This is a genomic window from Streptomyces sp. NBC_01261, assembly GCF_036226385.1.
In the GTDB taxonomy this organism is placed as follows: Bacteria; Actinomycetota; Actinomycetes; order Streptomycetales; family Streptomycetaceae; genus Streptomyces.
In genome coordinates this window covers 1,831,885-1,857,352 of record NZ_CP108463.1, presented here as the reverse complement: position 1 = coordinate 1,857,352, position 25,468 = coordinate 1,831,885, and the positions used below count along the sequence as shown (strand labels likewise).

Annotated in this window: 23 protein-coding genes; 15 read left to right on the top strand and 8 right to left on the bottom strand. The window is 71.5% G+C overall.

Translation table 11 applies throughout. The features are described from left to right. The first annotated feature begins 208 nt into the window (after nt 1-208). The 10 genes from OG226_RS08165 (at nt 209) to OG226_RS08120 (ending at nt 9,533) form a co-directional block, all read left to right on the top strand. Complete coding sequence (locus OG226_RS08165) at nt 209-1,189, top strand: amino acid ABC transporter permease (RefSeq protein WP_328676050.1); 981 nt, start codon at nt 209-211, stop codon at nt 1,187-1,189. Further along, nucleotides 1,186-1,983: an amino acid ABC transporter ATP-binding protein gene (locus OG226_RS08160; protein WP_329348426.1), complete on the top strand. Its 798-nt coding sequence runs from the start codon at nt 1,186-1,188 to the stop codon at nt 1,981-1,983. Before OG226_RS08165 ends, OG226_RS08160 begins: the two co-directional genes overlap by 4 nt. Nucleotides 1,984-2,034: 51 nt before the next feature. Further along, entirely contained in the window at nt 2,035-3,063 is a 1,029-nt protein-coding gene (locus OG226_RS08155; protein WP_328676048.1) for an ABC transporter substrate-binding protein, read from the top strand. Nucleotides 3,064-3,142: 79 nt separating this feature from the next. Continuing rightward, nucleotides 3,143-3,886 (top strand): GNAT family N-acetyltransferase, encoded by a 744-nt coding sequence (locus OG226_RS08150; RefSeq protein ID WP_328676047.1) that lies wholly within the window; start codon nt 3,143-3,145, stop codon nt 3,884-3,886. A 47-nt stretch (nt 3,887-3,933) separates the two neighbouring features. Then, entirely contained in the window at nt 3,934-4,029 is a 96-nt protein-coding gene (locus OG226_RS08145; RefSeq protein ID WP_329348425.1) for a putative leader peptide, read from the top strand. 117 nt (nt 4,030-4,146) lie between these two features. After that, nucleotides 4,147-5,379: an LLM class flavin-dependent oxidoreductase gene (locus OG226_RS08140; RefSeq protein WP_329348424.1), complete on the top strand. Its 1,233-nt coding sequence runs from the start codon at nt 4,147-4,149 to the stop codon at nt 5,377-5,379. A gap of 19 nt (nt 5,380-5,398) precedes the next feature. After that, nucleotides 5,399-6,772 carry an NtaA/DmoA family FMN-dependent monooxygenase gene (locus tag OG226_RS08135; protein WP_328676044.1) on the top strand — a complete coding sequence of 458 codons (1,374 nt, stop codon included), beginning with the start codon at nt 5,399-5,401 and terminating at the stop codon, nt 6,770-6,772. After that, nucleotides 6,769-7,848 (top strand): LLM class flavin-dependent oxidoreductase, encoded by a 1,080-nt coding sequence (locus tag OG226_RS08130; RefSeq protein WP_329348423.1) that lies wholly within the window; start codon nt 6,769-6,771, stop codon nt 7,846-7,848. The genes OG226_RS08135 and OG226_RS08130 overlap by 4 nt, the downstream gene beginning before the upstream one ends. Before the next feature lie 15 nt (nt 7,849-7,863). Beyond that, complete coding sequence (locus OG226_RS08125) at nt 7,864-8,997, top strand: LLM class flavin-dependent oxidoreductase (protein ID WP_329348422.1); 1,134 nt, start codon at nt 7,864-7,866, stop codon at nt 8,995-8,997. An 86-nt stretch (nt 8,998-9,083) separates the two neighbouring features. Continuing rightward, nucleotides 9,084-9,533: a GNAT family N-acetyltransferase gene (locus tag OG226_RS08120; protein WP_329348421.1), complete on the top strand. Its 450-nt coding sequence runs from the start codon at nt 9,084-9,086 to the stop codon at nt 9,531-9,533. Here the strand turns inward: OG226_RS08120 and OG226_RS08115 are convergent. The 5 genes from OG226_RS08115 to OG226_RS08095 form a co-directional block, all read right to left on the bottom strand. Further along, a complete protein-coding gene (locus OG226_RS08115) occupies nt 9,508-10,593 on the bottom strand; it encodes a phosphotransferase enzyme family protein (protein WP_329348420.1) in 1,086 nt (361 codons plus the stop codon). The two genes, OG226_RS08120 and OG226_RS08115, sit on opposite strands and share 26 nt — an antisense overlap. After that, entirely contained in the window at nt 10,590-11,351 is a 762-nt protein-coding gene (locus OG226_RS08110) for an ABC transporter ATP-binding protein (RefSeq protein ID WP_328676039.1), read from the bottom strand. Before OG226_RS08110 ends, OG226_RS08115 begins: the two co-directional genes overlap by 4 nt. Further along, nucleotides 11,348-12,121, bottom strand: coding sequence for an ABC transporter permease (locus OG226_RS08105; protein WP_328676038.1), 774 nt, complete (start codon nt 12,119-12,121; stop codon nt 11,348-11,350). The genes OG226_RS08110 and OG226_RS08105 overlap by 4 nt, the downstream gene beginning before the upstream one ends. Beyond that, on the bottom strand, nt 12,118-13,155 hold the full coding sequence (locus tag OG226_RS08100; RefSeq protein WP_328676037.1) for an ABC transporter substrate-binding protein: 1,038 nt from the start codon (nt 13,153-13,155) through the stop codon (nt 12,118-12,120). The genes OG226_RS08105 and OG226_RS08100 overlap by 4 nt, the downstream gene beginning before the upstream one ends. A 129-nt stretch (nt 13,156-13,284) precedes the next feature. Then, complete coding sequence (locus OG226_RS08095) at nt 13,285-14,205, bottom strand: ABC transporter substrate-binding protein (RefSeq protein ID WP_328676036.1); 921 nt, start codon at nt 14,203-14,205, stop codon at nt 13,285-13,287. A gap of 387 nt (nt 14,206-14,592) precedes the next feature. Here OG226_RS08095 and OG226_RS08090 point away from each other — a divergent pair, with 387 nt between their 5' ends. Next, nucleotides 14,593-15,570 (top strand): sulfurtransferase, encoded by a 978-nt coding sequence (locus tag OG226_RS08090; RefSeq protein WP_329348419.1) that lies wholly within the window; start codon nt 14,593-14,595, stop codon nt 15,568-15,570. Between the two features lie 120 nt (nt 15,571-15,690). Here the strand turns inward: OG226_RS08090 and absR1 are convergent, their stop codons facing one another. Continuing rightward, nucleotides 15,691-16,788 (bottom strand): beta-glucuronidase AbsR1, encoded by a 1,098-nt coding sequence (gene absR1 / locus OG226_RS08085; RefSeq protein ID WP_329348418.1) that lies wholly within the window; start codon nt 16,786-16,788, stop codon nt 15,691-15,693. A 95-nt stretch (nt 16,789-16,883) separates the two neighbouring features. Here absR1 and OG226_RS08080 point away from each other — a divergent pair, with 95 nt between their 5' ends. Beyond that, complete coding sequence (locus OG226_RS08080) at nt 16,884-18,782, top strand: LuxR family transcriptional regulator AbsR2 (protein ID WP_329348417.1); 1,899 nt, start codon at nt 16,884-16,886, stop codon at nt 18,780-18,782. A 38-nt stretch (nt 18,783-18,820) separates the two neighbouring features. Here the strand turns inward: OG226_RS08080 and OG226_RS08075 are convergent, their stop codons facing one another. Continuing rightward, nucleotides 18,821-21,424, bottom strand: a complete 2,604-nt coding sequence (locus OG226_RS08075) for a CHAT domain-containing protein (protein WP_328676032.1) — start codon at nt 21,422-21,424, stop codon at nt 18,821-18,823. Nucleotides 21,425-21,534: 110 nt separating this feature from the next. Between OG226_RS08075 and OG226_RS08070 the strand changes: the two genes are divergently transcribed. The 3 genes from OG226_RS08070 to OG226_RS08060 are packed head-to-tail and all read left to right on the top strand — an operon-like array spanning nt 21,535 to nt 24,154. Then, on the top strand, nt 21,535-22,971 hold the full coding sequence (locus tag OG226_RS08070) for a S8/S53 family peptidase (RefSeq protein WP_328676031.1): 1,437 nt from the start codon (nt 21,535-21,537) through the stop codon (nt 22,969-22,971). Between the two features lie 35 nt (nt 22,972-23,006). Continuing rightward, entirely contained in the window at nt 23,007-23,606 is a 600-nt protein-coding gene (locus OG226_RS08065) for an RNA polymerase sigma factor (protein WP_328676030.1), read from the top strand. Nucleotides 23,607-23,611: 5 nt separating this feature from the next. Beyond that, nucleotides 23,612-24,154: a hypothetical protein gene (locus OG226_RS08060; protein WP_329348416.1), complete on the top strand. Its 543-nt coding sequence runs from the start codon at nt 23,612-23,614 to the stop codon at nt 24,152-24,154. Nucleotides 24,155-24,229: 75 nt separating this feature from the next. On the opposite strand, the gene OG226_RS08055 is transcribed toward OG226_RS08060, so the two are convergent. After that, nucleotides 24,230-25,453 carry a cytochrome P450 gene (locus OG226_RS08055; RefSeq protein WP_329348415.1) on the bottom strand — a complete coding sequence of 408 codons (1,224 nt, stop codon included), beginning with the start codon at nt 25,451-25,453 and terminating at the stop codon, nt 24,230-24,232. Nucleotides 25,454-25,468 lie beyond the last annotated feature (15 nt).

The window sequence follows — 25,468 nt, the reverse complement described above, 5'->3', positions numbered from 1 at the left end:
GTACCGCGTGTACCGCCCCGGGCTTCGCCCGCTGTCGAGGCTGACGACTTCTCCCAGCCCTCGCGTTCCGCGTTCCTGACGAACACCGCCCGCGCGGTGTGCCGTTGTCCGCCCAGCCCCCGGTCCTGTGTGTACCTCACCTCGTGCGTCGCGCCAGCCTCGCCCGGGTGTCGCGACCCGGGGTGTCCGACTTCCGCCGGAGCCCTCCATGACTGAACCCCCGGGCACCACCGTGTCCCTGGCCGCCGCGCCGCCCGCCGACGCCCCGTCAAAACCCCTGACAGCACAGCGAGTTCAGCCGCTGCGCCGGCCCGGCCGGTGGATCGTCACTCTGGTCGTGCTGGTGCTGGTCGCCCAGTTCATCCACGGACTGGTCACCAACTCCTTCTACCAGTGGGACCGCTTCGGCTACTGGTTCCTGCGCCCGACGATCCTCGACGGACTCGTCATCACCCTCGAAGTAGCCGCGCTGAGCGCCGTGTTGGGCCTCCTCGGCGGCATCCTGCTCGCCCTGGCCCGGCTCTCCAAGAGCCCGGTACTGCGCGCGGCGAGCTGGACCTACGTATGGGCCCTGCGCTCGATCCCGCTCATCGTGGTGCTGATCTTCCTCTACAACTTCAGCGCCCTGTACCAGACACTCAGCATCGGCGTCCCCTTCGGCCCCGCCTTCTTCTCCTTCGACGAGTCGAAACTGGCCACCGACATGGCCGTCGCCGTCGTCGGCCTCAGCCTCAACGAGGCGGCCTACGCGGCGGAAGTGGTCCGCGGCGGCATCCTCTCCGTCGACCAGGGTCAGCACGAGGCGGCCTCCGCCCTCGGCCTGCCCAAGGGCTACCAGTTCCGCAGGATCGTCTTCCCGCAGGCGCTGCGCTCCATCACCCCGAACTACGTCAACCAGCTGATCGGCCTGATCAAGAGCACCTCCCTGGTCTTCTACGTCTCGCTGCTCGACCTGTTCGGCTCCGCGCAGACGATGGGCTCCACCTACCCGGGCGACATCGTGCCGCTGCTCCTGGTCGTCACCGTCTGGTACCTGATCCTCACCAGCGTCGTGTCCGTCATCCAGTTCTACGTCGAGCGGCACTACGCCCGGGGCGCCACCCGCTCCCTGCCGCCGACCCCGATCCAGAAACTCCGCACTGGTGTCACCGACCTGCGGGCCCGCATCCGCAGGGAGGCCGCCGTATGAGCACGAACACCGTCGAACCGCTGGCGGACATCACACCCGCCGCCGTAGAGGTGCACGACGTCCACAAGTGGTACGGCGCGCACCGGGTGCTGGACGGCGTCGACCTGACCGTGCGGCCCGGCGAGGTCACCGTGATCCTCGGCCCGTCCGGCTCCGGCAAGTCCACGCTGCTGCGGGTCGTCAACCACCTGGAGAAGCCCGAGATCGGCTACGTCAGTGTCAACGGCGAGCTGATCGGAGTGCGGCAACAGGGCGGCAGGCTGAAGGAGTTGAGCGAGCGGGCCATCCTCGCCCAGCGCAGTCGGATCGGGTTCGTCTTCCAGAACTTCAACCTCTTCCCGCACTTGACCGTCCTGGACAACGTGGCCGCCGCCCCGGTCGCCACCGGCCGGCTCGGCAAGCCCGAAGCCCTGGAACTGGCCCGGGAGTTGCTCGGCCGTGTCGGACTCGCCGAGAAGACCGGTGCCTACCCGAGGCAACTCTCCGGCGGCCAGCAACAGCGCGTGGCCATCGCACGCGCCCTCGCCCTGCGCCCCGGAGTCATCCTCTTCGACGAGCCGACCTCCGCCCTCGACCCCGAACTCGTCGGCGAAGTCCTTTCCGTCATCAAGGACTTGGCGACCAGCGGCACCACCCTCGTCATCGTCACCCACGAGATCGGCTTCGCCCGCGAGGTCGCCGACCGGGTCGTCTTCATCGACGGCGGAAAGATCGTCGAGCAGGGCCCGCCCCACGAGGTCCTCGACAAGCCACAGCACGAACGGACCAGGGACTTCCTCAGCAAGGTCCTCTGAGCACCCTCGCTTCCACCTTCACCAGCCCGAACACCGAGCCTAGGAACAGCCATGTCTACGCCCAGCCTTCGCAGCAGACTCACTCGCGGACTCACCGCGGGAACCGTCCTCGCCTCCCTCGCCGGCGGTCTCGCGGCCTGCGGCGGCGACAGCGACGCGGCCACCACGTCCGGCAGCGCCGCCTCCGGCACGGTCACCGTGGGGGCTCTCTCCAACGGTGCCGCCAAGGAGACGACCCTCAAGGTCGCCGAAGTGAAGTCGATCAGCGCCGAGTTGCCCAAGTCCGTGGCGAAGAGCGGCACGTTGGAGATCGGCGTCGGCTTCCTGCCCGCGGGCTCCCCGCCGCTCGGCTACGTCGGTTCGGACCAGAAGACCCTCACGGGTTCGGAGACCGACATCGCCCGCCTGGTCGCCGCCGTCCTCGGCCTCAAGCCCGAGCTGAAGAACTCCACGTGGGAGAACCTCTTCATCGGCCTCGACAGCGGCAAGGTCGACGTCGCCTTCTCCAACGTCACCGACACCGAGGAGCGCAAGGCGAAGTACGAGTTCGCCTCCTACCGCGAGGACAACCTCGGCTTCGCGGTGAAGGCGAGCAACACCTGGAACTTCGGCGGCAGTTACGAGAACCTCGCCGGCAAGACCGTCGCCGTGGGCGCGGGCACCAACCAGGAGCGGATCCTCCTGGAGTGGAAGAAGAAGCTGGCCGCCGAGAACAAGAAGCCGCTCACCGTCAAGTACTTCCAGGACAACAACAGCACCTACCTCGCGCTGGCCTCCGGGAAGATCGACGCCTACCTCGCCCCGAACCCCTCGGTCGCCTACCAGGTCTCCTCGACCAAGGGCACGGCGAAGGCCGTCCGCAACGCGGGCACCTACTCCGGCGCCGGCTCCTCCCTCCAGGGCCTGATCGCCGCCACCGCGAAGAAGAACAGCGGCCTCGCCAAGCCCCTCGCGGACGCCATCAACTACCTGATCAAGAACGGTCAGTACGCCAAGTGGCTGGCCGCCTGGAACCTCTCCAACGAGGCCGTCGCGAAGTCCGAGGTCAACCCGCCCGGACTGCCGCTCAGCGACTCCTGACCCACCCTCTCGGCCAGGGGACCCCGCCACGTGACGGCGGGGTCCCCACCCGCGCGACCAGTACTGGAGCCGTCACCCGATGTCTTCCACCGCCAGTATCGAAACCACCACGTCCACGTCCCACGTTCTGGACAACCCGGCCTGGGCCGCGCTCACCGGCCCGCACGCCCGCTTCGCCGAACGCGTCGGGCGCGCCGCCCGCTACCCCGTCGACGTGGCCGGCTTCAACGCCATCACCGACAACGACGACCCCCGCGCCTGGGCCGACCTGGCCACCCTCGTCGGCCCCGGCGGCACCGCCGCGGTGCGCGGGGTGAACGAGACCCCGGACGGCTGGGAGATCGTCCGCTCCGGACAGGGTGTCCAACTCGTGGACACCGGGCTGCGGGCCGAGCCCGACCCCGAGGCCGTACGCCTCGGCCCCGACGACGTACCCGAGATCCTCGACCTGGTCGCCCGCACCGAACCCGGCCCCTACCTGCCCCGCACCGTCGAACTGGGCACCTACCTCGGCATCCGCCACGACGGCCGCCTGATCGCCCTGGCCGGCGAACGCCTCCACCCGCCCGGCTGGACCGAGATCAGCGCCGTCTGCACCGACCCCGACCACCGCGGCCGGGGCCTGGCCACCCGACTGGTCCGCGCGGTCGCCGCCGGCATCAAGGAACGCGGCGAACACCCCTTCCTGCACGCGGCGGCCACCAACACCGGTGCGATCCGGCTGTACGAGTCGATCGGCTTCACGCTGCGCGCCCGCACGGTCTTCTCGCTCGTCCGGCGCACCGGCCCGATTGCCGCCGCCGACGCGGAAGAAACGGCATAGCCGTGCGGTTGTCCCTGTTGATGCCGGATTCCGTGGAGGTGATGGACATGCTCGATCCGTCCCGCCTTCCCCCGACCGTGCGCCTCACCACCCGGCCCCACATCGACCTGCTGCGCACGGCCGGCGCGCTCTGTCGCTCCTGACGCCTCCCCCCTGCCTTCGGCCGGGGGGACCCCCATCCTCCCTGCGGTCGCCCCAGCCGCCGTATCCGTATCCGAACGGTCCGGCGATCTCGTACGGATCTCCAGGAAGGCACCACCGTGTCCCCAACCAGCTCCACCCCCCTGCATCTCGCCGTCGCCCTCGACGGCACCGGCTGGCACCCGGCCTCCTGGCGCGAGCCGGTGGCCCGGCCCCGGGACCTGTTCACCGCCGCGTACTGGGCCGACCTGGTCGCCGAGGCGGAGCGCGGCCTGCTCGACTTCGTGACCTTCGAGGACGGCCTCGGCCTCCAGTCCTCGCACTACGGCGAGCTGGACGGCCGCACCGACCAGGTCCGCGGCCGCCTCGACGCCGTACTCGTCGCGGCCCGCATCGCACCGCTCACCAGCCACATAGGTCTGGTCCCGACGGTGGTGTCCACACACACGGAGCCGTTCCACATATCCAAGGCGATCGCCACTCTCGACTATGTCAGCACCGGCCGCGCGGGCCTGCGCGTGCAGCTCTCCGCCCGCCCGCACGAGGCCGACCACTTCGGACGGCGCACCTTCGAGCCGATCAGCCTGGAGAGCCTGCGCACCGAGGCCGGACAGGAGCGGCTCGCCGAGCACTTCGACGAGGCCGCCGACTACATCGAGGTAGTGCGCCGCCTCTGGGACAGCTGGGAGGACGACGCCGAGATCCGGTCCATCGCCACCGGCCGTTTCGTCGACCGCGACAAGCTGCACTACATCGACTTCGAGGGCCGCCACTTCAGCGTCAAGGGCCCCTCCATCACGCCCCGGCCGCCGCAGGGCCAGCCGATCGTCAGCTCCCTGGCCCACCAGACGATCCCGTACCGGCTGGTCGCCCGCGCCACCGACGTCGGCTACGTCACCCCGCACGACACCGACGACGCGCGGGCGATCGTCGCGGAGATCCGCGCCGAGCAGCAGACCGCGGGCCGCGCCGACGAACTCCTGCACGTCTTCGGCGACCTGGTGGTCTTCCTCGACGACGACGAGGCCACGGCGATCGCCCGCCGCGAACGCCTCGACGCCCTCGCGGGGGAGCCGTACACCAGTGACGCCCAGATCTTCACCGGCACCCCCGCCCAACTCGCGGACCTGCTGCAGGAGTTGCGGACGGCAGGCCTGACCGGATTCCGGCTGCGGCCCGCCGTCGCCGGGCACGACCTCCCAGCGATCACACAGAAGCTGGTCCCCGAACTCCAGCGCCGGGGCGTCTTCCGCCAGGCCTACGAGGCCGACACCCTGCGCGGACTGCTCGGGCTCGCCCGCCCCGCCAACCGCTACGCCGCTGCCGCTGCCGCTGCCGCAGCCACCGCCTGAGCCGGAGGGACCGTACGACATGAGCAAGCCCCTGAAGCAGATCCACCTGGCCGCCCACTTCCCCGGTGTCAACAACACCACCGTGTGGAGCGACCCCGCGGCCGGCAGCCACATCGAGTTCAGCTCCTTCGCGCAGTTCGCCCGCACCGCCGAACGCGCCAAGTTCGACTTCCTCTTCCTCGCCGAGGGGCTCAGGCTGCGTGAACAGGGCGGCAAGATCTACGACTTGGACGTCGTCGGCCGCCCCGACACCTTCACGATCCTCGCGGCGCTCGCCGCCGTCACCGAACACCTCGGCCTGACCGGCACCATCAACTCCACGTTCAACGAGCCCTACGAGGTGGCCCGCCAGTTCGCCAGCCTCGACCACCTCTCCGACGGGCGCGCGGCCTGGAACGTCGTCACCTCCTGGGACGCGTTCACCGGCGAGAACTTCCGGCGCGGCGGCTTCCTGCCGCAGGACGAGCGCTACTCCCGGGCCAAGGAGTTCCTCGCCACCACCCAGGAACTCTTCGACTCCTGGCACGGCGACGAGATCGTCGCCGACCGGGCGAGCGGCACGTTCCTGAGCGACGCCAAGGCCGGCGCCTTCGTCCACCAGGGCCAACACTTCGACATCCAGGGCCAGTTCAACGTCCCACGCTCCCCGCAGGGCCGCCCGGTGATCTTCCAGGCCGGCGACTCCGACGAGGGCCGCGAGTTCGCCGCGTCCAGCGCGGACGCCATCTTCAGCCGCTACAGCACCCTCGACGACGGCCAGGCCTTCTACACCGACGTCAAGTCCCGCCTCGCCAAATACGGCCGCAGGTCGGACCAGTTGCTCATCCTCCCGGCCGCGACCTTCGTCCTCGGCGACACCGACGCCGAGGCCGAGGACCTGGCCAAGGAAGTCCGCCGCCAGCAGGTCAGCGGTGCCACGGCCATCAAGCACCTGGAGTTCGTCTGGAACCGGGACCTGTCGTCCTACGACCCGGACGGCCCGCTGCCCGACATCGACCCGGACGTCAGCGAGAACCACATCTCCAAGGGGCGCGCCCAAGTCCGCATGTACCGGGACCCGTTGGCGACCGCCCGCGAATGGCGTGAGCGGGCGGAGGCGAACGGCTGGTCCATCCGCGACCTGGTCATCGAGACCGGCAACCGACAGGCCTTCATCGGCTCCCCGTCCACGGTCGCGAAGACCATCAACGACTTCGTACAGGCCGACGCCAGCGACGGCTTCATCCTCGTCCCGCACATCACCCCGACCGGCCTCGACCCGTTCGCGGACAAGGTGGTCCCCCTGCTCCAGGAACAGGGCGTCTTCCGCACCGAGTACGAGGGCCCGACCCTGCGCGACCACCTCGGCCTCACCCACCCGGACGACGTGCGCGAGGAACGGGCGGCCTCGTGAAGTTCCTCGCGATCACCCTCATCGTCCACCGCCCGGACCCGACGACCGGTGTACAGAAGTCGACGCACGAACGCTTCCGTGAGGTCCTCGACAACGCCCTGCTGGCCGAGGAGTTGGGCTTCGACGGCTTCGGCGTGGGGGAGCGGCACGAGCGCCCCTTCATCTCCTCCTCGCCGACGGTGGTCCTCAGCCACATCGCCGCGCTCACCCGCCGCATCCGCCTCTTCACGGCGGTCACCACCCTGAGCCTGCTGGATCCGGTCCGCGCCTACGAGGACTACGCCACGCTCGACCACCTCTCCGGCGGACGCCTGGACCTGATCATCGGGAAGGGCAACGGCACCGCCCAGCGCGAGCTGTTCCACGTCACGCCCGAGGACCAGTGGGAGCGCAACGCCGAGAGCTACGAGGTGTTCCGGCAGCTCTGGCGCCAGGACAAGGTGACGGCGAAGACGCGCTTCCGTCCGGAGCTGAAGGACGCGGAGGTGTGGCCGAAGCCCTACCAGCAGCCCATCCGGGTCTGGCACGGCAGCGCGACGAGTAAGGAGAGCGTCGACCTCGCCGCCCGCTACGGCGACCCGCTGTTCTCCGCGAACGTCACCAACCCCATAGAGCCCTATGCCGAGTTGATCCGCTACTACCGCGAACGCTGGGTGCACTACGGCCACGACCCGGCGGACATCGCGGTGGGCGCGGGCACGGCCGGCCTCTACGTCGCTCCGACGACCCAGGAGGCGCTGGCCGTCTACCGGCCGATCTTCGAGAGCAACCTCGCTTTCCAGGAACAGGTGGGCCTGCCCGTCGTCTTCGAGACCCTGGAGGACTACGTCGAGCGCAGCTCCGCGCTGATCGGCAGCCCGCAGCAGGTCATCGACAAGGTGCACCGCTACCACGAGCAGTTCGGCCACACGGTGCTCCATCTCCACGCGGACGCCGGAGGCTTGACGGACCGTCAGCACAAGGAGTCGCTCGAACTGTTCCAGTCGGCCGTGACTCCCGTGCTGCGCAGGGACATCCCGGACCCGCCGTTCGCCTGGGGACCGGTCCTGCCCGAGCCCGTACCCGCCGACCACTGAGGAGTGAGCGAGCACATGTCCATCCCCCTCGGCGTCCTCGACCTGGTCCCGATCTCCTCCGGCTCCACAGCGCCCGAGGCTCTGCGCAACTCCATCGAACTCGCGCGCCGGGCCGAGGAGTTCGGGTACACCCGCTACTGGTTCGCCGAGCACCACCTCAACCCGGGCGTCGCGGGCACGTCCCCCGCGGTGGTCCTGGCGCTGACGGCTTCCGCCACCTCCACGATCCGGCTCGGTTCCGGCGCCGTACAACTCGGCCACCGCACCGCGCTGTCCACGGTGGAGGAGTTCGGCCTGATCGACGCGCTGCACCCCGGCCGCTTCGACCTGGGCCTGGGCCGCTCCGGCGGCCGTCCGTCGCCCCCGCTGCCGGCGGCGACCCCGATCGTCGACGGCCGGGCCCCCAACGGCCTGCGCATCCCGCCCCGCTTCTCCTTCGAGCGCCTCCTCGGCTCACCCAGAATCGCCCTCCAACGCAAGCTGCTCCTGCTGCCCGACGCCACGTCGCAGGACTACGCCGAGCAGATCGACGACGTCCTCGCCCTGCTGGCGGGCACCTACCGTTCACCGGAGGGCGTCGAGGCACACGTCGTACCGGGCGAGGGCGCCGACGTCGAGGTGTGGATCCTGGGCAGCAGCGGCGGCACGAGCGCCGAGGTCGCGGGCCGCAACGGCCTCCGTTTCGCGGCGAATTACCACGTCAGCCCGGCCACCGTCCTGGAGGCGGCGGACGGTTACCGCGCCGCGTTCCAGCCCTCCGACGCCCTCGACAAGCCGTACGTCACCGTCTCCGCGGACGTGGTCGTCGCCGAGGACGACGAGACGGGACGCGAACTCGCCACCGGCTACGGCCTGTGGGTGCGCTCCATCCGTACGGCAGAGGGCGCCATCCAGTTCCCGACACCGCGGGAAGCCCGCGCCCACGTCTGGACCGACGAGGACCGCGAGCTGGTCCAGGACCGCGTCGACACCCAGTTCGTCGGATCGCCCGGCCATGTCGCCGACCAACTGGAACAACTCCAAGAAGCCACGGGCGCCGACGAGTTGCTCATCACGACCATCACCCACGACCACACGGACCGGGTGCGCTCGTACGAACTCCTCGCCCAGGAATGGAGCCGCCGGGGTCACTCCTCCCCGTCGAGCTGACGCTCCGGAGTCCCCACCGACCGCTTCGGCGCGGCCCGCTCCATGGCCGCGCCGGAGCGGACCTGCTCTCTGCCATGATCGATGCCATGGACGTCCGTATCGAATCCGCCGATGTCACCGACCTCCACCAGATCCTGGAGGACCACGCACGCTACTGGGGAGAACGTGACCTTCGCGCGCTCCATCTCACCGCGCTGGTCCAGGAGTTCGGGTCCACCTGTCTGATCGCGCGTGCCGACGACGGCATCCGTGGATACCTCTTCGGGTTCGTCACCCCCGACCACACCGGATACGTACACCTCGTGGCGACCCGGGACGACGCACGGGGCACCGGGCTCGGCCGCAGCCTCTACTCGGCCTTCATCAAGGCCGCCGGACGGCAGGGCGCGGTCCGTCTCAAGGCCATCACCTCGGTCACCAACGAGGGTTCGATCGCCTTCCACCGCAGCCTCGGTTTCGACGCGCGCACCGTGGAGGACTACGACGGTCCGGACAGACCCCGCGTGATCTTCACCCGTGAGCTGCCGCCCCGCTAGCGCCGCACAGGTCCCGCAGGCGCCGTCCGCTCTCCCCGGCGAACCACTCCGCGTGGCCCACGTAGTACTCGTACGCCAGCCGGGTGTTCTCCGCCGACCGCGTCACGCCGTGGAAGTAGCCCAGCTCGGAGAGCGCGAACTCGGCGTGGACCAGAGGGAGTAGAGCCGGGAGCGCCTTCGACTCGGTGGGGCTGAGCGGGCGTACCGACCGATAGCCGTCCAGAAGCGCGAGCGCGTCCGCCTCACGGACCGGGAAGCCGGGCCGGAGCCACTGGACGGTGTTGCGTTCGATGGCCGTGGCCAGGTCGTGCACGGCTGTCGTGCGGTCGCTCATACCGAAGTCGAGGGCCGTCGCGACCGAACCGTCCTCGTTCCAGAGGAGGTTGGAGGCGTGCCAGTCGTTGTGGGTCCAGAGAGGGGTGAGACCCGAGAGGTGCGGTGCCAGTTCCTCGTACAGCGGGAGCAGGGCGCGGCGCGTGTCCTCCCGCCATGGGAAGTCCGCCAGCCCTTTTGCGAGTTGGGGGCGTTCCTCGACGTAGCGCTCCAGCTCCGCCTGCGGATCGTCCGAGGCGAACACCGTGAACGACGCGACCAGCGGCTGCACTTGACGGCGCGGTGCGTCGAAGCCCTCCGCCGCCAGGTGCAGGCGGGCCAGTGCCTCGCCGGCCGCCCTCGCGTGGGCGGGGGAGCGGAACGGGGACCAGGACAGGGCGTCGCGGTAGAGGTCGGTGCCGACTCCGGCCGAGTGCACCTCGTACGTCCACTCGCCGCGCGTCGCCGCGTCCAACACCTCGACGACCGGGGCACCCTGGCACCGCAGGTGTCGTAGGAAGGCGTGTTCCTCGGCCAGGCCCGCCACCGTGCGGACGGAGATGTGGTGGCGTTTCACGAAGAGGCGGCGGCCCGACCGTTCGACCACGGCCGCCGCCGACAGGGGGCGGGGACTGCGCCAGATCACCCGGGCCGGACCGACGATGTCGGTGACCTCGGTGTCCGTCAGGGGTGGCCAGTCGGGTTCGACCGGGTCGGTGCCCAGGCCGTGGGAGAGGTGTGAACTCACGCTGTCCGCACCGCCGTTGTGCCGCGCAGGGCGTCCAGGACGCGGCGCTCGGTCGTGGCGAAGTCCGGGTTCGTGAAGTCGTCGGCGCCGCGCGGGCGGGCCAGCGGGACCTCGACGCGGTCGACGATCGTGGCCGGGCGGGGGGACAGGACGTGCACGGTGTCCGCGAGCAGGACCGCCTCGCGGATGTCGTGGGTGACCAGGACGACCGTCCAGCGGTGGCGTTGCCACATGCCGGCCAGCCACAGCTGCATCTCGGTCCGGGTGAGGGAGTCGAGCGCGCCGAACGGTTCGTCGAGCAGCAGGACCGGTCGCTCCAGAACCACCGTACGGAGCAAGGCCGCTCGTTGCCGCATACCGCCGCTGAGTTGGGACGGGTACGCCTTCTGGAAGCCGTCGAGGCCGAAGTCGGGGAACAGGGCGTCGGCCCGGCGCCGTGCCTCCTTCTTGCCGACTCCCTGTGCCTCAAGGCCCAGTGCCGTGTTGTCGAGCACGGTCCGCCACGGGAAGAGGAGGTCTTTCTGAGGCATGTAGGCCACCTTGCCGGACTCCACCTCGGCCGGTTCGCCCTCCACCAGGACCCGGCCGGTCGTGGGGCGGTCCAGCCCGGAGACCAGGTTGAACAGGGTGCTCTTGCCGCTGCCGCTCGGGCCGATGACCGCCGCGAACTCGCCGGGTTCCACGGCGAGTCGGAGGTCCCGGAGAACCTCCAACTGCCCGAAGGACTTGCCGACGCCCTCGATACGGAGACTGCTCATGACGACGTGTCCTCCTTCAACGCCCGCTCCCACGGGAGTACCAGCCGTTGCAGCAGGTAGGTCGCCCCGAACAGGGCGATGCTCAGCGCCGCCGTCACCGCGACCGCCGCGAACACCAAGTCGGTGCGGAACGCGCTCTTCTGGGCCTGCATATAGATGCCGAGGCCCGCCTCCGCGCCCGCGTACTCGGCGAAGACGGCGCCGACGACGGCGTAGGTGATGCTCACGCGCAGCCCGGCGAAGAAGTACGGCATCGCGCTCGGGACCCGGACCAGGCGGAACGTCCGCCGGCGGCCCGCGCCCAGCGAGCGCAGCAATCGCATCGCCTCGCGGTCGGTCGCCGCGAAGCCCGCCGCGAGGTTCGCGGCGAGCGGGAAGAACGTCGTCAGGGTCACCACCAGCATCTTCGGCAGCAGCCCGAAGCCGAACCAGATGATCAACAGCGGTGCCACGGCGACGATCGGGATGGTCTGCGAGGCGACGAGCAGCGGATACAGGCCGCGACGGGCCGCCGAGGAGAAGTCGAGGAGCACGGCGACCAGCCACGCCGCCGCGAACGACAGCGCGAAGCCGAGCAGCGTCTCCTGGAGGGTGGGCAGTGTCTGGTCCCACAGGTCCTGGCGGTTCAGCCAGCCCTGCTCCACGACCCGGGCGGGGGAGGGGAGCGTCGTGGGATCGACGCCGGCGGCGGTGACGTAGAGCTGCCAGCCGCCGAGGACCACGGTCAGGACGAGGAGCGGCGGCCACAACGACCGCAGGAGCGGCCTCACTTGGCGTCCGGGAGGTACGCGTTGGTGAAGAAGGTCGACGCCTTCGGGGCGGACGCCAGCTTCCTGCCGTTGGCGTCGACCAGCAGGCCCGCCTGGTACTCGAAGTCCGCGAAGGCCTGCCAGCGCGCGGCGCTCTGCGTGCCGATCGAACCGTCCGCGCCCTTGTAGTACTCCTTGGCCAGCAGCGCCTCGCTCTCCTTCACCAGCTTGGTGTTGGTGAGGACGCTCTTGTTGGCGGAGATGAGCAAGTCGGCTGCCTGGGAGGGGTGTTCGGCGGCGTAGCGGTAGCCCTTGTCGACGGCGGCGAGGAACTTCTTCGCGACCTCCGGGTTCTTCTTCAGGAACTGGTCCGAGGACGCGACGAGGGTCGAGTAGATCGCCGGGAAACCGTAGTCGGAGAGCTGGAAGTTCTTCAGCGGCTTGCCGCTCAGCTTCGCCTCCAGGCCCTCCCAGGTCGGCATCGGCATCGCGAAGTCGGCCTGGCCCGCGTAAAGCGCCGCGTACGCCGAGGTGTTGAGGGTGACCTGCTTGAAGTCGCCCTTCCCGCCCGCGTTCTGGATCACCTTCTGCAGCAGCGGCTTCTCGTACGGGGCGCCGAAACCGGCGTACGTCCTGCCGTCCAGGTCCTTCGGCGTGGCGATGTCGTCGCGGTCGGCGCGCACCGCGATCGTCACGTCCGTCTTCTGCGTCACCGCGTAGACGGAGGTGATGTCCTGGCCCGCAGCGCGGGCGGTGGTGATGCCCTCCTGGTACGAAATCCCGAAGTCCGCCTTGTGGTTGGCGATCAGCGTCTCGGGCGCGGTCGAACCGTAGGGCACGATCTTCACGTTGATCCCGGCGGCCTTGAACCAGCCCTTGGCCTGGGCGACGTAGATCCCGGTGTGGTTGGTGTTGGGCGTCCAGTCCAGGGCGAGGGTGACGGTCGTGGTGCCGTCCTTCGTGGCGGCCGTGGAGTCGGCGGAGCAGCCGGTGACGGCCACGGTGGCGAGGGTGGCGGCCGCGGCCAGGGCGGAGAGGGTGGTACGGCGATGCATGTCGGGTCCTTCGAGGGGTGGGAGGGCTGGCGGATCGGGCCGGTCACGGCCGACACAGCGCGCTGCCCACCCGCATGAAGTCGACGGCGAGACGCCGGGTCAGCGTCCGCGCCTGGCAGGCCAGGGCTCTCATGTGGCCACGTCCAGCGAGCCGTTGGTGAAGGACCTCGCCCAGTCGCGGTCGTCCGGGATCGCGCCGTTCTCGGCGAGCCAGTGCGCGTACGGACCCATCCGGCCCTCGTCGATCACACCCCAACGGCCGTCCGTGTCCGTCCAGGTGGGCGCGATCAGCGCCAGGGAACGGGCGATCAGCGGGCGCGGGAAGTACGGGATGACCTGCTCCAGCAACTCCAGCGTGGCGTCCGGCTCTTGGGCGGCGGCCGCATAGCCGCGAGCCGTCACGGCGAGGAAGTCCCGTACGAGAGAAGGGTGTCGGGTGAGCAGATCCTCGTTCGTGCCGAGCAGGTAGCTGTGGTAGCGCGGGGCACCGATCTCGTCGACCGGCCAGGTCAGCCGCTGCTCCTCGGGCAGATCGCCGCGCAACGCGTCCCAGGACCAGTAGTTGCCGAAGGTCGCGTCCGCCTCGCCCGCCACGATGTCGTCCACGGTCAGCTCGCGGCTGCCCGCGTCCACGCCGATCACGGCGTCCGGGTCACCGCCGTCGGCCGCCACCAGGTGGCGCACCATGGCCCGGCCGCGCGGGGTCGGGTTGTAGGCGATACGGCGGCCGGCCAGCTCGCGAGGGCGGGTGATCCCGGTCGACGTGGTGGTCTGGATCGCCTCCAGACCCCGGTGATTGATCGCGGACACGGCGATCAGCGGCTGGCCGTGCTCCGCGCGCCGGGCCAGCAGCCGGTTCGGCGGGAAGATCCCGAAGTCCACCTCGCCCCGGGCCAGGTACTCCAGCGTGTCCCCGCGTCCCGGATCCTGGACCACCAGCTCGACATCCAGACCGGCCTCGGCGTACCAGCGGCGGGCGCGGGCGACGTACAGACCGGCAGAATTCGGCCAGGGATGGAAATAGTCGAGCATGACCCGTATGTGCGGCATGGGGGTACTCCGGAATGTGCGCAGGCGTGACGGCGCCTGAAGGGAGGAGGAGGGGGTGTGCGCGGAGGCGGTGGATCAGTGCGTGCGACGACAACAGGAGCGGCGCGCCGGGGTGTTGACCACCGGAGGCATGGGCTCGACTGCTGCAGACACGTGAACTCCTACGCGGGCGCTGAGGCGCGAGTGGTGCGGTCGGCGTCCCCATGGGGGCCGGACTCTCGACGAGCCGGTCCCAGACGCCCTCTCAGCCCAACCGGGTAGGGGCTCCCGCGTAGATGGCCGAACGATAACCGCACTACCCGGATTCTGTGCAAGCGGGGTCCGATATCCGAGACGGTCGTGCCCGAGGCGTGAGACGCCCAGTTCGCGGGCGTACGATCGGCCGCCATGACCACCTCCCTGCTGCCCGGCCCGCTGGTCGACGACACCTGGCTCGCCGCGCATCTCGACGATCCCCGGCTGGTCGTCCTCGACGCCACCGCGCTCCTGCCCTCACCCCGCGAGGACGGCGACCACCGCTCCGCGAGCGGGCACGGGACCTGGACCGAACGGCACCTGCCCGGATCGCGGCACGCCGACCTGACCGGCGACCTCTCCGACCACGAGGCGCCCTACCACTTCGCCGTGCCGTCCCCCGAGGCCCTCGCCGCCGCACTGGCCCGGCTGGGCGTGGGGGAGGACAGCGAGGTCGTCTCCTACGACAGCGGGGGCGGCATCTGGGCGGCGCGGCTGTGGTGGATGCTGCGGGCGATCGGGGTACCGGCGGCGGTCCTGGACGGCGGTCTCGAAGCGTGGGAGGCGGCCGGCCGACCGCTGGCCTCCGGCGACGACACCGACCCGGCGACGGCTGCGCGGGCGGGGCTCTCGGTCGTTGCGTCCGCCGACGCGGCCGGAGCCCCCGGACCGGTTCCGGCCGTCCGGCCCGTGACACCCGTCGTACGTCCGGATCTGTGGGCCGGCATCGAGGACGTGGCCGCCATCAGCCGCGGCGAGCGCCCCGGCACCCTCGTCTGCGCCCTGCCCTCCGGCGGTTACGACGGCTCGGCCCCCACGCGCTACAGCCGCCGCGGGCACATCCCCGCCAGCCGCAGCCTCCCGGGCCGGGGTCTCCTCGACGCGTCCGGACACGTGCTGCCCGCCGAGGAACTCGCGGCGCGGGTCGGCGCGGTCCTCGACACCGAGGACTCACCGGTCGTCCTGTACTGCGGCGGCGGCATCTCGGCGGCGGGTGCCGCGCTCGCGCTCACGCTGCTCGGCCGTACGGACGTGTCGGTGTACGACGGTTCGCTGGAGGAGTGGTCCAAGGACCCCGCGCGGCCATTGGAGTTGGGGAACCAGGGCACAAGAGCCCCGCACGCGGGGTGAGTTGGACATGACGGCGTGGCCGAGGTTCGTATCCCTCCCCCGAAGGCTACGAACCCCGGCCGCTTCCCCCGGCGCCGGACAGTGGTCCGTCCGTCCGCGTGCGGCTGTACCCATGCTGTGTTACCAGCACATCACCGCGGTGTCCCCCGACCCCCACGTGGAGTACAGGCGCACACGGACGAAGTAGCGGCGGCCCTTGACGAGCCTGACCTTGAGTGTCGCGTTGTGCGGCGTGCCCCCGTCGTCCTGCCCGGCGAGGAAGCGCGGTTCGCCGTCCCGTTCCTCGAAGACCACGACGACGGTGTCGCTGTCCCCGAAGGCCCCGACGGCGTACTCGCGCGTCTGTGTCGGCTCGACCGCGAAGTCGGCCTGCTCGCCCGGTCCCAGACGCGACGGTGCCGACCGGAACGGCACCAGCTCGGCCGGCCGGGGAGGGCCGGCGGGCGGGTACCAGCGCAGGACGAGCTCCTTGTCGGAGGGGGAGAGGCTGCCGTGCGGGTGCAGACCCGTGCGGTACTCCTCCGGCTCCAGGATCAGTCCCGACGCGAACGGGAACTCCATGACCGACTGCGGGTCCCAGACGGAGCCGTTGACCTCGTCCGGGTCGAGCCTGCGCAGGATGTTGAAGCGGGTCCTGTCCCGGCTCCAGAAGTTCGGCGGGCCCGCCAGCTCGGCGTAGACGGCCTCGTCGTCCCAGTGGATACCCGCGAACGGGCTCTGGTGCTCGTGCAGCAGCCCCAGCGCGTGTCCGATCTCGTGCAGGGCCGTACCGCGCTGTCCGGGTGCGGTCAGGTCCCAGCCGAAGTTCATGGTGCGGTCGGACAGGCCGACCGTGAGCGCGTCGCGGCCCACCGCCGACCAGGAGCCGTCACCGGGCTGGAACCCGATGCGCAGCTCCGCCTCCGAGCGGTCCCCCACCTCGGCGAAGTCGACACCTATGCCGAGGCCCCGCCACTCACGGAAGCACTCGCGTACGACGTCCTGCTGCTCCTTGGCACCGGCCCACGGCACCCGCCGCATCTCACCGGTCCCGGGAACCGGGATGACGGAGGTGTCGGTGGCGGCCGCGTTGTCGGCGTCGAAGAAGTAGTAGTGCAGGACCGTGCCGTTGACCCACATGCGGCTTCCGCCGATGAGCGCACTGCGTCGCTCGGCGGTCAGTCCCGGTGCGAACTCCGGGGCCGACTGCTGCGCGAGGGAGCAGTAGCGGGTGGTCATGCGAACCAGACTGCCGGTGACCGCTCCCGGGCGCCTGAGTCGAGGGCTACTCAAGTCACCCTGTATCAGGGGCGAGTAGCCGGGCTCATATCCGTGTGACGACTTTCGAACAGGACGCGAAGACCCTGGAACTGCCCTGGCCGTTCACCGGCCGGGAGGACGAACTGGAGCTGATCCGCGGATCGTTGACCGCCGGGCGGCACGGCATCGTGGTGACCGGTCCGGCCGGCCGGGGCAAGACCCGGCTGGTGACCGAGGCCGTCCGGGGCGGCGACTGCGCCAAGGTCACCGGGACGCCCGAGACCCGCGCTCTCCCCTTCGCCGCGTTCGCGCACCTGCTCCCCGAGAGCGTCACCCTGCACCGCGCGGTCCAACTCCTGTCCGGCGTCCGGCTGTTGCTCGTGGACGACGCCCATCTGCTCGACGACTCCTCGGCCGCGCTCGTCCACCAACTCGCCGCCCACAGCCGGACCCGGCTGGTGGTCGTGGTGGCCGACGACCACCCGGTACCGGGTGCGGTGTCGCGCCTGTGGACGGGCGAGCTGCTGCCGCGCCTCGCGCTGGAGCCGCTGCCCCGCGAGGAGACGGCCCAGTTGCTGGCGCTGGGCGCCGGGGGCTCGCTGGAACCCCTCACCGTGAACCGCCTGGACGGCCTCTGCCAAGGCGATCTGCGGCTGCTGCGCGACCTGTTCGGCGCGGTGCGCGAACGCGGGATGCTGACCCGGACGACCGACTCCGACGAGTGGGCGTGGCGCGGCCCGGTGCCGGTCACCGCGACGGTCCGTGAGCGCACCGCGCAAGTCCTGGCCCACAGCGGCCCCGAGGAGCGCGAGAGCCTCGAACGCCTCGCGTTCGCCGAGCCGTTGGCGTCCTCGCTGGACGACTTCGACCTCGACGTCCTCGAACGCCTGGAGACCGAGGCCCTGATCAGCGTCGACGACCAGGGCGCCGTCCGCCTCGCCCACCCCCTGCACGGCCCCGCGCTGCGCGCCGCGGCCGGCCGGCTCCGGGCCCGCCGACTGGCCCGCACCCCGGACCAGTGCGTCCCGGCCCTCGCGGCCGAACGGTCCGCGCTGACCGACCGCATCGACCGCACCGACGTACGCCCGCTGCCGACGCCCGTGGGGGAGTGGCTGGTGGCGGAGGGCGCACCGGTACCGGCCGAGTACGCCGCCGTCCGCGCCCGGTTCGCGAGGCTGCGGGGCGAACTGCGCGAGGCGGCGGCCTGGGCACGGGAGGGACTGCGACAGACCGCGGGCAACCGCGCCTGCGCGGCCGAACTCGCCCTGGCCGCCGCCCAGTCGGGCGACGTACCGGCCACCGACGAGGCCCTCGCCCACCGCCCCGCGTCCGGCGACGCGGGCAGCTGGCTGGCGGCGGCCCGCGGCGATGTGGAGGCGGCCCGCGAGATCGCCGACGGCGGATGGAGAGAGGGCGAGGAGCCCCGCGACCTCACCGCGGAGGATGCCAGGCCCGCCGCGTACGTCCTCTACGACGCCGTACGCCTCGGCGCTCCCGAACGCGTCGCCGGCCGCCTCGCCGGACTGCCCGGCGACGGCCCCGCCGTCCTCGCGCGGCACGCGGAGGCGCTGGTCGAGAGCGACGGCCCCGCACTGGACAAGGTGGCGGGGGAACTGGAACAACGCGGCTTCCTGCTCTTCGCGGCCGAGGCACACGCCCAGGCGGTCCGCGCCCACCGCGACCCCCGCGCCGCCCGCATGTCCCGCACCCGAGCGGTGGCCCTGGTCCGCCGCTGCCAGGGCGCCCGCACCCCGGCCCTCTCCGGTCTGGTCCTGGGCGAACTCACCGCACGCCAGCGCCAGATCGTCACCCTCGCCGCCGCGGGCCTCAGCAACCGCCAGATCGCCGACCGCCTCACCCTCTCCATCCGCACGGTCGGCAACCACCTCTACAGCGCCTACGCCCGCCTCGGCGCGAGCGACCGCGGGGCGCTGCCGTGGCTGGTGGAACTGCCTGCGGCGCAGTCGGCGTAGGAGATGGGACGGGTCCTCGGCCACCGGGGCAGGTCCGCTCAGGCCGCCCCGAACGCCGAGAACGCCCACCCCGTCGCCTGATGCACCGCATCCCCGGGCAATGACGCCCGGGCATCCCGCAGCGCCTCCGCCAGGGACAGGCCGGCGCGCAGGCCCTTGTGCAGGGCGAGCATCAGGGGGACGACCGCCGCGTCGTTGACCGGGGCACTGCTCGCGATCACGCCTGCCGTGCCCAGGGGGAGCAACGCCGTGACCAGGCCGAGGAGTTCGTCCGCGCCGACCGAGGCGAGGCGGGCCGTGTCGCAGCTGGAGAGGATGATGCGGTACGGGCTGCGGGCGAGGCGTTCGAAGTCGTGGACGATGAGTGGGCCGTCGGCCATGCGTAGGGACGAGAACAGGGGACTGTCCGCGCGGAACGTGCCGTGGGCCGCGATGTGGGCCAGGGTCGCGCCGTCCAACTCGGCGAGCACGCGCGGGACTTCGGCGTCGTCGTGCTCCAGGACCGTGGGCCTGACGTAGCGGTCGGCCAGGTCCGGCACTTCGGCGCCGCCGGTCGCGAGGCCCGGGCCGCGCACCAGGACGTGCCTGCCGCCGGACGGCGATTCGGTGTCCAGGGCGCGCAGCCAACTGCCCGCCGACGGCGACACGCTGAGCACCCGGTCGCGCAGCGAGGGCAGCAACGCCCACGGCACGCGGTGGAGTCGGCCCGGCGGGACCACCACCACCGGGCCGGAGCCCAGGTGTTGAGCCGTCTCGCCGAGGAGGAGTTCCTCCAGGCGTCGGCCCGCCGCCTCCACCACCGGGAGCCTCGCCTCCGCTCCGGGATGCGCCAGGCGTCGTAGACCTGCCTGTACGTGTTCCGCCTCGGCCATGGCCTCCGCGAGGAGGCCTGCCTCGAAGCGGCGGACCCGGCCGTCTCCGCAGAGCAGGGCGTGCACCTGGCCGTCCACCACGGCCAGTTCGACCAGCCGTGTCCCACCGAGGCGTGCCAGCAGGCGAGTCGGGTCGAAGCGGTCGCCCTCGCCGGGGGCATCGCCCCGCATACGGAGGGTGCGGGAGCGGATCTCCCGCTCCAGGCGCCGCTGTTCGCGCTCCAGGGGCGGCAGCGGGCGGCCCTTGCTGCGGGCTTCCTCCGCGCGGGCGGCGATCACGCGGAACGCCGTCAAGTCGCTCAGAAGAGCCGGATCGGCCGGTGGCCGGGCGGGTGGGGTCGACAGGGCGGTCGCCCGCCAGCGTTCGCTCCAGACCAGGAGGCGTCGCGGGCCGCCGGACGTCAGACTCGCGCGCTGGGCCAACGCCGCCAGTTCGGCGCCCTGCGCGGTTGCCCGCGCTCTCAACTCCGAGGCGCCCAGGGTCGTGCGGTGGTCGTCGAGGACGTCGAGTCCGCGTCGGCACGCCTCCAGCACCCCGCGACCGGAGCCTGCCGCCTGCGCGCGCAGCGCCTGTGCCGCCCAGCCCGTCATCCGGGCCAGCGGCGGGCCGCCGCGTCTGCTGCGGGCGGCCACCGCCAAGTGCCGTTCCGCGTCCGCCGTCCAGCCGAGGGCCAGTGCGATGCGGCCCGCCAGCAGCGAGGCTTCCGGTGCGGACGGTGAGCCGAACCCGGTCAGTCGGTCGGCCACCGCGGCGGCGTCCGCCACCAGCCGCCCGGACGCACGCCCGGCCGCCAACCTGGCCTCGATCAGCACCAGTTGGGCATGTGTCTCCCACCAGGTGCGCCGCTGCGCGGCGAACAGCCGTACCGCCACGGCCGCGCGCGCGATCGCCGTGGGCGGATCGTCCGCGAGCCGTGCCGCACGGGCGGCCACGAGCAGCAACTCCGCCTTGCGGGTGGACTGTCCGCCGATCCCGTCGAGCAGCCCGATCGCCGTGTCCGCGTGGGTCAGTGCCTCCCCGGCCAGGCCCGCGCTCATCAGGACCTCGCAGCGGCGGATCGTGAGCATGAACGTCGGGATGGCGAGTTTGGCGTACATCTCCTCTGCCTCGTCGAGGAGTTGGAGCGCCACCGGAATGTCGCCCGACCGGAAAGCGGCGAGCCCCCGGCTCTCCACCACGTCCGCCTTGTCGTGCTCCTGGCCGGTGGTCTCCCACAGCCGCTCGGCCGTCGTGAAGTCGGCGTCGGCCCGGTCCACCGCGCCCAGCGCGAGATGCACGGTCGCACGCAGGGTGATCGCCCGCGCGATCCAGATCACGTCGTCCGCCTGCCGCAGCACGGCGATCGCCCGCCGTACGTCCTCCAGCGCCTCGGGGTGCCGGCCCAGCACCCACCAGACGTACGCCCGCCGGTACAGCACCCGCGCCCGGGTCTGTCCGGTGCCGCGGGCGATGCCCCGCTCGAAGGCCTCCAGGCCCTGCCGGGTGCGGCCCGCGTGCACCAACGCCACGCCCAGCGTGGCGAGTACGTCCGCCTCGCGGTCCGCCGAATCCGCGCGGGCCGCCAGGTCGCGGGCCAGCCGCAGATGGTGCAGGGCGAGCCGTAGATCGCCGAAGTCCCGCTGCCACATGCCGATCGCGTGGTGCGCCACCGAGGCCCGGAACGGCGTCGGATCGCCGTCCAGAACCTCCCGCGCACCGGCCAGCGCCTCGTTCGGAGCCGCGAACACCATCGGCAGCAGTTCGAGAATCGAGTCGCTTCCCGCTGTCACTTCTCCCATGCTAGTGGTCCCAGGTGCAGACCACACAGGTTTGGAGCTGTATCAAGGAGCGGCCCGGCGGCTCTGATTGACGACCGCCGCCGCAGTGGGAGGAACACGCCATGGCGCCACAGCGATTCCACGAGCAGTTCGACCAGATCCAGCGCTCGATGCCCGACGTCATCCTGGCGATGGGGCCGGACGACTCCGCCGAGTTCTTCTACGAGAAGGGCGTCGTGCTCGCCCGCGACGGCGAGGAGGCCCGCGTCGTCGAGGACACCGTCCGCACGCACTTCACCGCGGCCACCGGTCTCAGCGCGGACGCCGTGCGCCGGGCGGGCCCCGAGACCAACCGGTCCGGCATCACCCGCATCCAGGTCGGCGACCCGGGCGTCGGCGACCGGCGCGGCGACCACGCCGTGGCGAACGCGCTGCGCGCACTGCGTGAGCCGGAGGGCCGCGCCGGACGGCGACTGGTCAGCCGCAACCACGTGGTGTCGATCGCGGTGAACGCGTGCCCCGGCGACGAGCCCGTGCCCGCCCCGCTCACCGAAGGCTCCAACCCCGCGCCCGCGGAAGCCGGTTACGACGCCGACACCGCCGTGGGCGTCCTCGTCATCGACACCGGTCTCATGCACGACTACCGCTCGTACCCGCTGCTCGCCCACGTCCAGGGCGACGCGCAGATCCGGGAGACCGACGACGCGGGAGTGCTCCAACAGTACGTAGGGCACGGCACGTTCATCGCCGGGCTCGTCGCGGCCGTCTCGCCCAACACCGAGGTCACGGTCCGCAACACCCTGAACGACGCCGGCGCCATCCTCGAATCCGACTTCGGCGAGGCCCTGTTCGCCGCCGTCGACCAGAACGGCTGGCCCGACGTCATCAGCCTCTCCGCCGGCACCTCGAACGGCCGCACCGACGGACTCCTGGGCGTCGAGGGCTTCATGCAGGAACTGCGGGGCCAGCGGACCCTGTTGGTGGCGGCGGCCGGCAACAACGCCAGCGCCACCCCGTTCTGGCCCGCCGCCTACGCAGACCTGCCCGACTACCAGGACGTCGTCCTCTCGGTCGGCGCGCTGCGCAGCGACGGCGAGTTCGGCGCCTGCTTCAGCAACCACGGCGCCTGGGTGAAGGCCTACGCCCCCGGCGAGCGGCTCGTCGGCCCCCTCACCGGCTTCGGCGCACCCACGCCGTACGCCTACCAGCACACCACCTACGACGCCTGCCGGTTCGGCTTCACCTACAGCTGCACCTGCCAATCGCCCACCCACAAGGGCGTGTTGAGCCAGGCCGGGGACACCGAACCGGGCAGCCCGGACCAGGCGACGTTCGAGGGGCTCGCGCGCTGGAGCGGGACCTCGTTCGCCGCGCCCGTCGCCGCCGGCATGGTCGCCGCCTTCATGACGGCCAACAAGGAGACCGACGCGCGCGCCGCCCGCACCCAACTCCTCACGGGGAACACCGAGTACGCCGAAGTGCGCGGGGCGCACGTACCGGCGCTGCGCCCACCCACCTGGCGCCCGGTCGCCGTCGTACCGCTCGCCCCTCCGGCATGACGGCCGGAATCCTCCCCTCCACGGCGTACGATGACATGCCGTACACGAGGGGTGGCACCGTGGAACGTGCAGAAGTCGGCGCGCTCGTCCAGTCCGCCGTCGACGGCGACGCGGCGGCCTGGAAGGCGCTCGTGGAGGGGTTGAGCCCACTGGTCTGGTCAGTGGTGCGCGCCCACCGGCTCTCCGACGCCGACGGCCACGAGGTCTACCAGACCGTGTGGTTGCGCTTCTCCCAGCACCTGCGGCGCATCCGCGAACCCGAGAAGGCCGGCTCCTGGCTGGCCAGCACCGCACGCAACGAGTGCCTGAAGGTGATCAAGTCGCTACGGCGGCTCATGCCGACGGACGATCCCCAACTCCTCGACCGCATCAGTGAGGAGCGCACCCCCGAGCAGTCGCTGATCGACTCCGAGGAGGCCGCCTCCGACGCCGAACGCATCCGGCGGCTGTGGCAGGAGTTCGAGCAACTGGGTGACCGCTGCAGGCAGTTGCTGCGGGTACTGATGGCCTCGCCGCCGCCCAGCTATCTGGAGGTGTCCGCCGGTCTGGGGATCGCCGTCGGCAGCATCGGCCCGATGCGCCAGCGCTGCCTGCGCCGGCTGCGGGCCCGACTGGACGCCCGGGGGGCGCTGTGAACGGCATGCACGACGACGGTCCCGACGCGTTCGACGCCTTCGGCCAGGAGCCCCTGGACGAAGAGGAGTTCACCGAGCAGGAGGGTGAACAGGGCGCCGGCGCCGGGGAGTTCGAGGACGCGCTCCTTGAGGAGGAGCTGCGTCAGGCCGCCGCCATCCTGGACCCGGTCCCGGCGGACCTGCGCCAGTTCGCCATGGACGCCTACGCCCTGTACGACCTGGACGCCCGGCTCGCGGAGCTGACCTTCGACTCCCTGATCGACGCGATCCCGGTCAGAGGGGCCCTGGACGTGCCCCGCATGCTGACCTTCACCGCGGGCGAGCTCAGCATCGACGTGGAGGTGACGAGCGAGGGCCTGATGGGCCAGGTGATGCCACCCCAGCCGGCCGGCATCGAGGTCCTGAACGGCCTCCAGGCCCTGCGCCCCACCACCCTCACGGCCGACGCCATGGGCCGCTTCACCAGCGAGACGCCTCCGACCGGCCCCTTCGCGCTACGGCTGCGAGCCGGCGGCGAGGTCGTCGTCACGGAGTGGCTGCGGGCGTGAACCCCGGTGCGCGAGGCGGGTGTTGAGCAGGACCAGGGCACCCGCCCTCGCGCACGGCGATCCACGCGCCGCGACCTACCAGGTCACCGGCAACGTCTGCGGCCCCCGGATCATCGTCTTCCGGCGCCAGACGATCTCCTCGGCGGGGACGGCGAGTTGGAGCCCAGGGAGTCGGTCCAGCAGGGTGTCGACGAGGAGTTCGGTCTGCAGACGGGCCAATACAGCGCCCGTGCAGTAGTGCGAGCCGTTGCCGAGGGCCAGGTGGGGGTTGGGATCGCGGTCGACGTCGATGCGGTCCGGGTCCGGGAAGACGGCCGGGTCGCGGTTGGCGGCGAGGTAGGAGACGTAGACCGGGTCGCCCGCGCTGATGCGCAGACCGTGCAACTCGACGTCCTCCAGGGTGATCCGGGCCAGGCCGACCGAGGAGCGGTGCGGGATGAACCGCAGGAGCTCGTCCAACGCGGGCTCCCGGCACTCGGGTTGGGCGCGCAGGCGGTCCAGCAGGTCGGGGCGGGTGAGCATCAGGTACAGCATCTGCCCGCAGTTGTGGGTGACCGCCTCCCCGCCGATCTGCAGCGGGCCCGCCACACCGGACGCCTCCTCCTCGCTGATCTCGCCCCGGGCCACGGCGCCGCCGAGCAGCGAGTACACGTCGGTGCCGTCGCTGTCGGCGCGGGCGCGGATCGTGTCGGTGATCCACGCGTACATGCCCTGCTTGGCGCGGTCGGCGGCCTCGGCGCCGCCGGACATGGAGATGATCTGCCGCGTCCAGGCGTGCACCCGCTCTTGGTCCTCGTCCGGCACCCCCATGACCTCGCTGACCACGGCGATCGGGAAGGGCTCCAGGACCCGCTCGATCAGATCCGCCGGAGCCCCGTCCGCCACGACTCCGTCGACCAGCGCGTCGAGCAGTGACTGCGCCCGGGGCCGCAGCCGCTTCATCGCGCCGACCGTGAACGCGCCCGCGATCGCCTTGCGCAGCCGGTTGTGGTCCGGCTGGTCGGCGAAGGCCAGTGACCCCGGGCGGGGCTTGAAGTGCGGGGCCATGCGCGTCACTTGACGGGTGGTGACCTCCGCGCGGCCGAACCGCGGATCGTTGGTGATCATCTTCACGTCGTCGTAGCGGGTGGCCAGCCACGCCCAGCCCTCGCCGTGCGGCAGCCGGATCCGGGTCAGCGGGCCCTCGCGCATCAGCTCCGCGAGGACCGGGTCGAACTCCGTCCCGGTCAGGTCGAGCGGGGGCCAGTCCCGGACGGGGGGCGAGGCCTGGCCGGTCAGCGTGGTGGTCTCCTCGGTCATGCGTCCACCCTCGTA